This window comes from Bacillus sp. FSL K6-6540 (assembly GCF_038007545.1).
The window spans coordinates 918982-931624 of the sequence record NZ_JBBOXH010000002.1 but is presented as its reverse complement, the minus strand read 5'-3'; the positions used below and the strand labels follow the sequence as shown (position 1 = coordinate 931624).

Sequence of the window (12643 nt, the reverse complement as noted above, 5' to 3'; positions counted from 1 at the left end):
GAAATTTGATTTATACGGAAGCGTTATGAAATTTCTTGTTTGTTTTGAAAGATTGCCGGAACAGGAATGGATGCCCACTTCGGTGTATTGTGATCAATCCGGACGACAACAACAGTCATATCGTCCTCAATTTGGCCGGATCTTGTGCGGATGACTTCTTCCATAAGCAAATCGGCAATCTCCTGCGGGTCATTTGTTTTCAACCCTTTCATTTTACGTTTCATCCATAAGTCGTGATTTTCCACATGCTTAGGCCCCTCAAAAATGCCATCACTCATCATAATTAAGAGGTCACCCGCTTTCAGCTGTTCACTCACAACCTCCACATCAAATTCATTAATAATACCGATTGGCAGATTGCTCGCTTGAACTTTCATGACCTGGTCACCCCGTTTGATAAAGCTAGGCGTCGATCCAACCTTCAAAAATTTACAGCTGGCATCTTGAAGATCGATAATAGATAGGTCAAGCGTGGAATATATTTCGTCAGTTGTCCTTAGAGACAGTATGCTGTTGATCGTTTTAATTGCTATTTTTTCATCAATTCCCGATTCAAGGATTTTTTCAAGAAGCTTGATCGTTTCATTGCTTTCAAAGTGCGCTCTTGCGCCATTGCCCATTCCGTCACTGATTGCTGCAGCATATTTTCTGGCTCCAAGCTCCATCATGCTGTAACTGTCGCCGGAGACAAGGCCGCCGCCCTTCGCAGCGTGAGCAGCTCCCGTGGACACCCTGTATGATTTTGTTGATCCAAAGGCGACATGGCTGTATCCATTCGGATGCGGAGAGTGCTGTTCGGCTTTCACAAGAATTTGTTCTTCCAGAATGTCAGACAGCATAGGGGCAATGATTTTTTCACTTTCTCCATGTCCGCTGAACGGAATGGTCATTTCAATATCTATATTTCCTTGTTCAAGGCTATAGATCTCGACATGCTGAATCTCAATTCCGAAATGCTGAAGCGCCTCTATGATTTGCTCTTCCTGCAGAAAGTGCTGTTCTCGCTCTCTTTTTATTTCCCGAGAAAAGTCGGCCATGACTTCAGAAACGCCTAAAAGCTGTTCAGCAACAAGACGCCTGCTGTCTTGGACTTTTTTCTTGAGTGTCAAGTGGGCATGATGATGTGCGAGCTCATCATCAATCAGCTCTTCAACCTGCTTGGATTTAGAACAATGCTGTTGAAACTCTTTTTTCAGCCTTCGGTTTGATGCATATTCTTTTTCCTCTGTTTCAAGCATAACTTGTTTCATTAAGTCATATGTTTTATCAAAGTTCTGTACCCAGCACCTGTTTTTCTTGTAGCACGTCTGACAGGAATGCTCCGTGATTTTGCTTAAGAACAGATCAACTTCGCTGTCATCTGTCTGTTCGTCTGATGCTTGGTAAAAGGTTGCAAAGCTTTCAGACAGCGCGTGAAATACATTGGAGAACTGGTCTACCTTCTGAGCAGTGACATCACGGATTTTTCTAGCGTATTGCTGTTGCTCTTGAAGATGCTCGACAGTTCCCGGAATATATCTCGCCACTTTCCTTGTAATAGATTGAGGTGTGAGCAAAAACAGGCCGACTGCGATTAATGACTCATAGAGCGTTGTCATCAGACCGGCAGAGCCTTCACCATATAAAGATATAAGCAGTGATCCAACGATAAGACCGATTGCGGCACCCGCTTTTTTTCCTTCCTTCAGCAAACCGCCCAATAAACCGGAAAAAGCAAGCAGACTCATTTGATATAGGTTTCCGATATTTGCCAAGCCAAGAATCAGGCCGGTCACAACACCAACCGTACAGCCGATGCTTGCTCCGCCAATAAAGGAAAAACTCAATACAACATAACGAGCCAATATATGTTCTGCCTGCATCCCATGGTAGGACAAGCCGGCCAGCCCCGTTAAAACAGAGGCAATAAGAATCATAAAGCAAATGATTTCCTCTATTTTTAATGATTGTTTCACTTTTTTCACAGTAAAAATCGGAAGGCTCTGAAGGAAAATCAGTGTTAAGATAAACGACAGTCCAGCCTCAACGATAGCCATTACATAATCATAGGTTGTAAATACGCCATTTTGGGCATAAACAAACCCGGCTCTTGCTGCAGCCATCGAGAAGAACACGACAATCGGGAGTGCTTTTACACGATCGTCGGTAATGAAGGCAGCCACTTTAGAAAATACGAAGAATGCCAGCAATGCCGCCAGTATGAGCAATGAGTGCTTTGGAGATATGGTCAGCGCACCTGCAAGCACAGCCAAAACCGCATAAAACGCTTTGTCTCTTCTGATAAGAAGCATCGCTCCAAAGAAAGGAAGTGCGAAAGGAAGCACCTCGGATAATATGAAAGCCCGTCCAAGCAAAAATCCGATGACAACATAAATGAATCCTTTATAGAAAAACAGTGAATGCAAATGATGAGTCACCAGCTTCGTGCCCCTGTTAAAAAACGATTGGAGTTTTTCCAAAGCTTGTCCCGCCATTGGCCCGTTCACTCTTCTTTCTGCTTTTTCCATTCCTCTCATCTCCCACCTGTTATATTCGTTGCCTGTCATTATAGCGAAAGCACAGATAGGATTTTGTCAAAAGAAGGTAACAATACCAAAGAAATCTTCGACGGTTTCTGCCTTGATATTCGTTTATGAAAAGAATTTCCGGAATGTTGTCTAAAAATGAAAAAAATCGGCTTCTGCAAGAGAAACCGATTTTTTAGGATGACCCGTACGGGATTCGAACCCGTGTTACCGCCGTGAAAGGGCGGTGTCTTAACCGCTTGACCAACGGGCCAAACAAATATGGTAGCGGCGGAGGGGATCGAACCCCCGACCTCACGGGTATGAACCGTACGCTCTAGCCAGCTGAGCTACACCGCCATATTGTTTTGTGCTTCTAAGCACAAGTTATATAATACAAAGGTTTGTCTCTTTCGTCAACAGAAACTTTAATGTTGTAATTTTCTGACTCTTAAAGAGGATGAGGATAATAAAAAAGCACCCGTCGGGATGAACGGATGCTTCATTTATTTTATAGAAAGCAGCAAGTTATCCTCTTCTTGCTCCGCGCCCTCCACGTTTTGATTCCGTATTGCGTTTTAAAGATGACAAGCGATCTTCGCTGTCTTTTAAAAACTTATTCATTTTCTGTTCAAAAGATTCTTTCGGACGGAAATCATTTCTAGGTCTGGCTTGCGGACGGTCTTTAGCTTTTTTAATAGATAAACCAATTTTCCCGTCTTTTTCAACGTTGATGACTTTCACTTCAACTTGGTCGCCGACTTTTAAGTGGTCGTTAATGTCTTTGACATAATTATCAGCTACCTCACTAATGTGAACGAGACCGGTTGAGCCTCCAGGCAATTCAACAAATGCTCCAAAATTTGTAATACCTGTAATTTTCCCTTGCAACTTGCTGCCAACTTCAATCGACATAAAAAAAGTGCTCCTCCTTAGGCTTATAAAAAGATCGTTTGCTTAATTATACCTAAATAAAAATTTAAGTGTCAACAAGGCTACTTGCTCTTCTTCTCCACATTGAAGATAATTTCTCCGTCTCCAGACATGAATAAGTCCCTTCTGGCAAGCTCTGTGACGTAATCCTCATCTTTCAATTTGGATATTTCTTCTTTTAAATCCGTTTGTTTTGTCTTTAAACTTTTGAGTTCTTTTTCAAGCTGTTCTTTCTTTTCTTCTTTTGCACTAAGGGAAGATGTTTGGGACCATACAGAGCTTGCCAGCACAATTGCCGTCAGGAATACTAGGGCGCCGAATACAGTTAACCGTCTGTACAGCCCTTTGCGTCTTCGTTTCTTCAGCTGATTTTGCCGTTCTACTTGTTCTTTATAGTCGTTTTGTATTTCAGTTATCGTTCGTTCCCTGGAAAAATTCAAACCAGACGGTCCTCCTTTCATTTCTTCAAAAACCGTGTAATGGTCGTTCTTATGGTTATCAATAGTTTCTTCTTCTTTTTGAGAAATCCTGCACCTTTTTCAAAATAACGTCTAAAAGTTAGACGCATTTTCACAGGAAGAAGTTTCAAACATTGTTTCGCGATAAAACGGATCGGAAAACACAGAACCATGACTATTTTATATAGACACAGCAGGAGAAAACCTATCAGGCTGTATGTTTTCTTGAATAAAAATGCCGCCAGCCAGATGATCGCTCCGCATGTCCATACAATAGGACGAAATAACACGTGCTGAATGAGTTTTTTGAAGAATTGATAAACAGAAACAACAAGGTAAATGAAGAATTTCAGTATTTTTATATAGATTCGTTTGCAAAGGCTCTGATACGTCGCAACGCCCAGCAGAACCGCTAAAAAGATGTAAATCCTGAATTCTCCCTCATTTACATGAAGCAAGACATAAAAGAAAAGCAGCCCTTGCACAATCCAGAAAAGAATATCATGAATAAATAATAGCCATCTGGCTGTTTTGGCACGAATGACAAAGAGCCGGTATGTATCAAGCGAAGCACCAAGCCAGAGACCCATACCGGACATCGCCAGCATTGTATAGAATTGTGTCGTCAGCGTCATTTAAACAACTTGCTAAAAAACCCTTTAGCTTTATCCCCTTGTTGTTCATCTAAGTACACTAAATCAAATACCCTGCCTTTAATCGAAACAATCCCTTTTTCCACATCAAGATTTTTCATCTGCAGGTTTTGGCCTCTGACGGAGAGCATTCCCATCACCGTTTCCAGCAGGAATTCTTCGTTATCAAAACTCTCCACATGCTTAACCCCAGAAATATCTAGATGCTTCCGGCCTTTCATTGTCACATCATGCTGTTCCGGAACAGACGAAGAACCTTTTTGATCATAATATGAATTCATCTATTCAGCCCCCATATCCTCGATACTTTTAGCATTATTACTGCATTGTATGAGGTGGGGGATTTTTTTAGAACAAGCCTATTCGCCGAGTTTTTCTTCTTTTAGAATCGTGTACATGTTTGCAGCTTCTTCTTTTTTCGTCGTGTCTTTCAATTCATTAACTTGAACCGTTACAAGCTTTTGGCCGAAGCGGACCGTTAGTTCATCTCCCGGTTTTACATCAGAGCTAGCTTTAGCTTGGTTTCCGTTAATAGAGATTCGTCCTTGGTCAGCTACTTCCTTCGCTAGTGTTCGCCGTTTGATCAGCCGTGATACTTTCAAAAATTTATCTAATCTCATATCTATGATCTCCTCTCAGTTTCTTTTGCTTCATTCCACAGTTTGTCCATGTCCTCAAGGGACATATCAGCCAACTCGACTCCCTCTTCCTTCGCTGTTTCCTCAATGTACGAGAACCGTCTCCGGAATTTGTCATTAGTCATGGCCAGCGCTTCCTCTGGCTCTATTTTGTAGAAGCGGGCTACATTCACCAGCGCGAACAAAATGTCGCCAAACTCAGCTTTAAGATTGTGTTCGTGAGGAGCTTCAGAAACCTCAGAAGAAAACTCCTTCATTTCCTCACTTACCTTTTCCCAAATATCGCTGACGTCTTCCCAGTCAAAACCGACCTTCGCTGCTTTTTTCTGCAATTTAGCAGCTTTCGAAAGAGCTGGAAGGGTTTTCGGTACGCTGTCTAGTAACGATGATTCAGATGTATTTTTTTCTGCCTTTTTTATATCTTCCCAATTGGCCAAAACATCGTTTTCATCCTGAACCTTAACATCTTTAAACACATGGGGATGTCTTCGGACCATTTTTTCACTGATTCCTTTTATGACATCATCAATTGTGAAATAACCTTCATCTTCACCAATTTGCGCGTGAAGCAAGACCTGAAGCAAAACGTCGCCAAGCTCTTCGATCATATGGTCTGTGTCTTCTTCGTCAATAGCTTCGAGAAGCTCATAACATTCTTCAATCATGTACTGCTTTAATGACTGATGCGTCTGCTTTTTATCCCACGGACACCCATTAGGTCCGCGAAGCTCTCTGATGATGCTTCGGAACGTGGAGAATTCGTGATAAAGCAGCTTCTCTTCTTTAATCGGCGGAATATACACACTTGTTAAGTTGTTCAAGGCGACATTGCGGTCCAACTCAAATAATGGCACTGTCCTGATCTCCTCGCCACGGCTGCCTGCTGCAGTCACAATGACAACCTCATAATCATCAGGCAGCTTCTCCATCAATGTCAGCTTGACTTCAGAAGCCGTCATTTGGTCGTAAACCTGACATATGATCAGATGATGTCTGAGCTCAAGCTCGTCCGCGGACAATGTGCCGGCATCCACAAATTGAAAACCTTCAATCGGGTCAATTTGCAAGGCATTGAATGTGGCATCAAGGAAACTTTGTCCCCCCGCGACTTTCACTTGAACGTTTTCCTTTTCCTGCCGCTCCGTCAGCAGCTGAACTGTTTTTTCTGCGACAAAAGGGTGTCCCGGCACAGCGTAAACTACGTCCTCACGCCGCGCCGCTTCAAAGAGGATATCTGCAATTTCTTCATATACCGCCTCGAACTGATCATGTTTCTCATATATATCGTCAAAGTAACGGATGTTCTTCGTTTCTTTTTCAAGCTCCTCAATTAAAGGATGATCCTTGGTTCTGACATACAGCGTATCTGCCTTCGTCAGCAGCTTGTGTATACCAATTGTCAACTGGTCCATGTCTCCGGCACCAAGTCCCACGACTGTAATTTTACCCGCCATTTTGTTCTCTCCTTCTCATGAATTTGCTTAACTTGCTGCCGAATGGCACACTGTTCAGCTCTTCATCTGTAAATATTCCCAATCTCATCATACAATAAATAAACACCGCGCCACCAATGGCAACAGCAGAAAGGCTCTCAATCACAGCCGCTCCTCTTCCTGTTGCAGGAAACAAGAAAGTCCAGAAACGCATATACGCAAGCAAGACAGCTGACATCAAAAGAGCAGATCCAATAATCGGAATTAAAACGCCGCTAAGCTTATCGAGCCATTCCTTTTGCCGAAGCTGATACAAGTTAAGGCCGGCGACAGCCGCAAAGGAAGCCGCTGTCGCAAGCGATGCGCCTTCAATCCCATAGCGCGGAACCAAAAGTGTGTTTAACACCCATTTCACCGCCACACCCGCGCCCACCGCTATCGCAGGAAAAACTGTGTATCCCGCTCCCTGTAAGACTGCCGCTGCCGTTACCGCCAAGGATGCAAACAAAATGGAGCAGCTAAATACTTGTAACGCACCTGTCCCTTCTCCATTTTGAAACAGCATGATATTAACCGGCTTTAGAATGCAAATCAACCCAGCCGATGCGCCCGTACCGAGCACAAGGCATAGTTTCAAAGATGACGTGATTTTTTCTTTCATGATCTTCAGCTCATTGTTTTTTACGGCCATAGAAATATACGGAACGAGTGACGTCGCAATGCTTACGGCAAAAACTGAGCCGAGCTGCAACAAGGGTTGTCCCCGATCATAGATCCCCTTTAGGCGTTTTGCTTCTTCGCTTGCCTCACCACCCGAAAGTAATGCATATAAATTCAAAGCATCAACAAGCTGGATAAACAAAAGCAGCAAACTGCTTACACAAATTGTAACCGAATATAAAAGCAGTTTTTTCGTCAATTCTTTTGTTGTGATGACATTTTCGTTTTGCCTATCCGTTTGGTTGTCTCTTTTCGTTTTGAACCAAAAAAACCCCAGTATCACCAATGCAACCAAACTTCCGGCAAGAGAGCCTGAAGCGGCTGCCGCTCCCGCAGTATAAAGCGAGGCTCCCTTTTTCACGAGCCAAAATGATAAACCCAAGAGCACTGCAACACGCAGAAACTGCTCTGTCATCTGTGATAAGGCTGAAGGGAGCATTTCGTGCCGCCCCTGAAAACCGCCTCTAAGCAACGCGACAAATGGGAACAGCAGAAACGCGCATGCGGCCACTTGAATTAACACGGCTAGATGCGAATCTCCCATAAAGAGTGCAATAGGAACAGCCCCCAGATATAAACAAAGAAATAATAAAATACCGATTAAAGACAAAAACAACGCTGATATTTTTAATATGGTGTGATGATTTTTTTCACTATAATCATTCATCAGCTTTGAAATAATGACTGGAAATCCTGATGTGGACAGCATGACCGCAATACCAAGAAAGGGATATACCTGCTGATATATATAAAATCCAACATCGCCGACAATGTTTTGAAACGGGACTCTGTAAACAGCGCTTAAAATTTTTGTGATGACGCCTGCCAGAATTAAAACAAAAGCCCCCTGCCAAATCCAATGCCGTTTAACGCCTATTGAATCGTCCATCCAAAAGCTCCTTCCCAACGTCAGGGGCAATACGGTTTACGTATTACCGCGGCACAAATAAAAACGAGGTTATTATACCACATCCCAACCCTTGGATTCCTTTTTCGGCACGCATGAAAAAGAACAGCGTCCCAAGGAGAGCTGTTCTTTACATACCTATTTTCGAAGAAAGGAATAAGACCTACTGTTCCATTTGACGAGCCAAAAATCCAGCTGCTGTTTCAACGGCTTTATGCTCTACTTCGCCCATTGTCTGGTCTTTTGAAAAAATCACCACAGCACCTATCGGATCTCCGTTCGCCACAATTGGGCCGACAGTATAAGAATTCATGTCCTCATCAATTCCATTCACAAGCTGTACTGATTTCGCATCACTCTCAAGCACGGAGCTGCGCTGATCCATTGTTCTTTCCAGCATTTCGCTGATTGACTTGTTTAAGTAATCTTTTTTGGAGCTGCCGGACACGGCAATATATACATCACGATCACAAATCAGCACTGAATGGCCGAGGCTGTCGTAAAGCGCGTCTGCATACTCCTTTGCAAAGTCTCCAAGCTCACTGATCGGAGAGTACTTTTTCAAAATCACTTCTCCGTCACGATCTACAAAAATCTCAAGCGGATCGCCTTCCCTGATTCTCAGAGTTCTTCGAATTTCTTTAGGAATCACGACCCGACCTAAGTCATCAATACGACGTACGATACCGGTTGCTTTCATCTCTGGTGCCTCTCTTTCATTTGATGGTATATACATGTGGGAAAGACCTAAAGCAGTTACTTTATGTACCTTCCGCCTCGCTTGAAATTAGTATCCGTCACATCAAATGTAATATACACCAGAGAGTAACAAAATTTACGTTGATGAAATGGTTTGCTTCTTCACATCTTTTAAGCCCTTCAGCATGCCCAGCACGGTGTCGAGCCATTCATCAGCACTACGGCCTTTCGTCTGTATGGAGATTTTGAGTTTTTTCCCTTCCATTCCCAGTCCGATTTGTCTGCCATATTGATTGCCAAGCTCAAACAGCTTCTGCCCGTCAATTTCAGCACTTGCTTCTTCAGAAATCGTCAATCTGACAGCATCTTTATCCTGCTTAATCAGCTCGACACGTTCCTGTCTCGCATAGACCTTCATCTCTGCAACAGTAAACAAGTATTCGACTTCTTTTGGATAGTTTCCAAAGCGGTCGATCATTTCATCTTGAAGCTCATTCTTCTCTTCGATTGTCGCCACAGACCTGAAGCGTTTATACATATCAATTTTCTGTTTGCCGTCTTGAATATAAGTTTCCGGAATATACGCATCAAGCTCGACATCAATTTCTGTTTCAAACTGCTCTGTCTTCGCTGTGTCTCCTTTACGCTCCTCAATGGCCTCCTTCAGCATTTGTGAATAGAGATCAAATCCGACCGAATCGATGAAGCCATGCTGCTGGGCACCAAGAAGATTCCCGGCTCCGCGAATCGTTAAGTCACGCATTGCGATTTTAAAACCGGAACCTAGCTCTGTGAATTCTTTAATAGCCTGCAGCCTTTTTTCAGCCACTTCTGTCAGCACTTTATCCCGGCGGTACGTGAAGTACGCATACGCCACACGGTTAGAACGGCCGACACGCCCCCGCAGCTGGTAAAGCTGAGAAAGACCCATCTTGTCAGCGTCAAATACGATCAGCGTATTGACGTTCGGGATGTCCACGCCAGTTTCGATAATGGTTGTGCTGACGAGAACGTCTGATTCTCCTTCAAGGAAACTTAGCATAACGGTTTCTAATTCATTTTCTGTCATTTTCCCATGCGCATATGCTACCTTCGCGTCAGGGACTAGCATTGAAATTTCATCCGCTTTCCGCTCAATGTCCTCTACCCGGTTGTACAAGAAATAGACCTGGCCTCCGCGTGCAAGCTCACGTTCAATCGCCTCTCTGACAAGAGCGCCGTTATATTCCACAACATACGTCTGTACGGGGAAGCGATTTTCCGGCGGAGTCTCGATGACTGAAAGGTCCCTTACGCCAAGCATAGACATATGCAGCGTACGCGGAATCGGCGTTGCTGTTAACGTTAATACATCAACATTGGCTTTTATTTGCTTGATCTTTTCTTTATGGGTTACACCGAAACGCTGCTCTTCATCAATGATGAGGAGCCCTAAATCTTTATACACGACATCCTTTGATAGCAGCCGATGCGTCCCGATGACGATATCAACCGTTCCGTTTTTCAGCCCTTTGATTGTTTCGTTTGCTTCTTTTCTCGTTCTGAACCTGCTGAGAAGGCCGATATTAATCGGATAGTCCTGGAAGCGCTCTTTTATGGTTTCATAGTGCTGCTGTGCCAAAATTGTTGTCGGAACGAGCAGAGCTACCTGCTTTCCGTCACCGATCGCCTTAAACGCGGCACGTATGGCAACCTCTGTTTTACCGTAGCCCACATCTCCGCACAGCAAGCGGTCCATCGGACGTTCTCTTTCCATGTCTTTTTTGATTTCGTGAATCGAACGGAGCTGATCCTCAGTCTCTTGATAAGGGAAAGCCGATTCGAATTCACGCTGCATCTCATGGTCAGGAGAAAACGCATAGCCCTTGCTCGCTTCTCTTTCGGCATACAGCTTAATTAAGTCGTCAGCAATATCCTGAACGGATGTCTCTACTTTTTTCTTGACCCGCTTCCATTCACTTCCGCCTAATTTATACAGCTTTGGCTCTTTTCCTTCGGAGCCGACATATTTTTGGACCTGATCAATTTGTTCTACAGGGACGTAAAGCTTGTCACTTCCCTGATAATGTATATTTAAATAGTCTTTATGAATGCCGTTGATTTCAAGAGTTTCAATCCCCAGGTATTTTCCGATCCCGTGATTAATATGAACGACATAATCTCCAATTTGAAGCTCAGAATAGCTTTTGATGCGCTCTGCATTGGTAAGCTTCTGTTTTCGCGGCTTCTTCTTTACACGGTTTTTGAACAGTTCTTCTTCCGTGATAACGGCAAGCTTCATTAACGGCAGCTCAAATCCCGATTGGAGCTCGCCTTCCATGATATAGACCTGTCCCTGAACAAGCGCTTTTTTGCTGTCTGTCATGGCGGCCTCGATATCATAATCAGTCAAAACAGATGACAATTTCTGTGTACGTTCCTTGTTTGCTCCTAAGAACACAACAGTGAAATTTGATTTTTTAAAACGCTCCATTTCGCCCGCAAGCACGTTCATTTGGCCATGGAAACTCTGCATTTGCCGGCCTGACACATTGACGATATTTTGCGGGCTCGTATGGTGTACATGCCGCAAAAATAAAGAGTAGTACAGCAGAGGCCGTTTTTGCTCAGCCACTATTTTTTGGAAGCTGAATGACAAACGAATGTCATGCAAAATCTTCCCTTCCTCAAGAAGATTTGTTATAAACTCCGCTTCTTCTTTTTGAAGCTGTTCTTCCATCTCATGAATCCGACTGACTTCATCCAAAATCAGAAGTGTATTATCAGGTGTATAATCTAGTAAACTAGCAGGCTTTTCATAGAAATATGAGAGATACTTCACGAGCTCCTGATCTGTCTGGCCTTCAGACAAGCGTTCTTTATCGTGAGAAATATTCGCATGAAGTATTTCTTTTTGTTTGTCAGCCTTTAATTTTTTCAAGCTCGCGGCAAGACCACTATCGATTTTCTCCATCGCCCGCGCTTTTTCTTCCGGTCTGATAATTAATTCCTTCGCGGGACCGATATTGATCGAGGTAAGGGTCTCAATTGACCGCTGATCATCTGAATTAAAGCTGCGGATTGAATCCACCTCGGTGTCAAAAAGTTCAATTCTCACCGGATTCTCTGAAGTCAACGGATAAATGTCAATGATTCCCCCGCGAATACTGAATTCCCCGGGCGCAGAAACCATATCAGACCGCTCATACCCTACCTCTATCAGCCGTGAGGCAAGCTGGTCAGGTTCGATATCATGGCCTACTTGAATGAGCATCTGGCTGCTTTTCCACACCTCTACAGGCGGCAGCATTCTTCTGATTGCCGCTACCGGAGCAACGACAATTGGCGCTTCTCCATTCGTTAGTCTATTAATGACATCTAATCGCTGCGCCCGCAATTCAGGGCTTGCAACTGCGATTTCTGATGAAATGAGTTCATTGACGGGGTACAAAAGGACAGACCGATCCTCTAGAAGTGAAGTCAGATCATCTGTTACTTTCTGGGCTTGATATAAATTATGGGTGATTAGAAAGATAGGCTTATTCGTTTCATTAGCCAGAGCAGAAGTAAAAACAGAACGCGCGGAACCCGACAGACCGGCGAGCAGCTGTTCCTTCAGGCCCTCGTGTAAACCGTTGATGATGGATTTAAAGTCATCGCTTTCTTTTATAAAGGTTTGAATGTTGTCCATATGGCCCCTCCTCTCTGTTTCCTGCGAG

General features: G+C 43.7%; 10 protein-coding genes and 2 tRNA genes. All 12 read right to left on the bottom strand.

All coding sequences use genetic code 11. The features are described 5' to 3' along the window. Positions 1–23: 23 nt before the first annotated feature. On the bottom strand, positions 24–2507 hold the full coding sequence (gene spoIIE, locus MHH82_RS37165; RefSeq protein WP_072175905.1) for a stage II sporulation protein E: 2484 nt from the start codon (positions 2505–2507) through the stop codon (positions 24–26). A gap of 199 nt (positions 2508–2706) precedes the next feature. Continuing rightward, positions 2707–2778 (bottom strand) — tRNA-Glu (locus tag MHH82_RS37160). Positions 2779–2787: 9 nt separating this feature from the next. Next, a tRNA-Met gene (locus MHH82_RS37155) sits at positions 2788–2864 on the bottom strand. Positions 2865–3032: 168 nt separating this feature from the next. Next, entirely contained in the window at positions 3033–3419 is a 387-nt protein-coding gene (locus MHH82_RS37150) for a S1 domain-containing RNA-binding protein (RefSeq protein WP_003218379.1), read from the bottom strand. Between the two features lie 80 nt (positions 3420–3499). Continuing rightward, positions 3500–3877 (bottom strand): cell division protein DivIC, encoded by a 378-nt coding sequence (divIC, locus tag MHH82_RS37145; RefSeq protein WP_003243211.1) that lies wholly within the window; start codon positions 3875–3877, stop codon positions 3500–3502. A 17-nt stretch (positions 3878–3894) separates the two neighbouring features. Then, complete coding sequence (gene yabQ, locus MHH82_RS37140; RefSeq protein ID WP_021479720.1) at positions 3895–4530, bottom strand: spore cortex biosynthesis protein YabQ; 636 nt, start codon at positions 4528–4530, stop codon at positions 3895–3897. Further along, positions 4527–4829 carry a sporulation protein YabP gene (gene yabP, locus MHH82_RS37135; RefSeq protein ID WP_003226714.1) on the bottom strand — a complete coding sequence of 101 codons (303 nt, stop codon included), beginning with the start codon at positions 4827–4829 and terminating at the stop codon, positions 4527–4529. Before yabP ends, yabQ begins: the two co-directional genes overlap by 4 nt. Positions 4830–4907: 78 nt before the next feature. Next, complete coding sequence (locus tag MHH82_RS37130; RefSeq protein ID WP_003226716.1) at positions 4908–5168, bottom strand: RNA-binding S4 domain-containing protein; 261 nt, start codon at positions 5166–5168, stop codon at positions 4908–4910. 2 nt (positions 5169–5170) lie between these two features. Beyond that, positions 5171–6640, bottom strand: a complete 1470-nt coding sequence (gene mazG, locus MHH82_RS37125; protein WP_072175229.1) for a nucleoside triphosphate pyrophosphohydrolase — start codon at positions 6638–6640, stop codon at positions 5171–5173. After that, on the bottom strand, positions 6630–8228 hold the full coding sequence (locus MHH82_RS37120) for a putative polysaccharide biosynthesis protein (protein ID WP_072175228.1): 1599 nt from the start codon (positions 8226–8228) through the stop codon (positions 6630–6632). The genes mazG and MHH82_RS37120 overlap by 11 nt, the downstream gene beginning before the upstream one ends. Before the next feature lie 181 nt (positions 8229–8409). Further along, on the bottom strand, positions 8410–8946 hold the full coding sequence (gene spoVT / locus MHH82_RS37115) for a stage V sporulation protein T (protein ID WP_003218365.1): 537 nt from the start codon (positions 8944–8946) through the stop codon (positions 8410–8412). Between the two features lie 135 nt (positions 8947–9081). Continuing rightward, entirely contained in the window at positions 9082–12615 is a 3534-nt protein-coding gene (gene mfd, locus MHH82_RS37110) for a transcription-repair coupling factor (RefSeq protein WP_072175227.1), read from the bottom strand. Positions 12616–12643: the final 28 nt, after the last annotated feature.

What these genes read in the sequence shown, in the direction of transcription:
- MHH82_RS37150 (WP_003218379.1), bottom strand. Translation starts at nt 3,419, where the DNA reads ATGTCGATTGAAGTTGGCAGCAAGTTGCAAGGGAAAATTACAGGTATT.
- spoIIE (WP_072175905.1), bottom strand. Translation starts at nt 2,507, where the DNA reads ATGGAAAAAGCAGAAAGAAGAGTGAACGGGCCAATGGCGGGACAAGCT.
- yabP (WP_003226714.1), bottom strand. Translation starts at nt 4,829, where the DNA reads ATGAATTCATATTATGATCAAAAAGGTTCTTCGTCTGTTCCGGAACAG.
- mazG (WP_072175229.1), bottom strand. Translation starts at nt 6,640, where the DNA reads ATGGCGGGTAAAATTACAGTCGTGGGACTTGGTGCCGGAGACATGGAC.
- yabQ (WP_021479720.1), bottom strand. Translation starts at nt 4,530, where the DNA reads ATGACGCTGACGACACAATTCTATACAATGCTGGCGATGTCCGGTATG.
- MHH82_RS37130 (WP_003226716.1), bottom strand. Translation starts at nt 5,168, where the DNA reads ATGAGATTAGATAAATTTTTGAAAGTATCACGGCTGATCAAACGGCGA.
- spoVT (WP_003218365.1), bottom strand. Translation starts at nt 8,946, where the DNA reads ATGAAAGCAACCGGTATCGTACGTCGTATTGATGACTTAGGTCGGGTC.
- mfd (WP_072175227.1), bottom strand. Translation starts at nt 12,615, where the DNA reads ATGGACAACATTCAAACCTTTATAAAAGAAAGCGATGACTTTAAATCC.
- MHH82_RS37120 (WP_072175228.1), bottom strand. Translation starts at nt 8,228, where the DNA reads ATGGACGATTCAATAGGCGTTAAACGGCATTGGATTTGGCAGGGGGCT.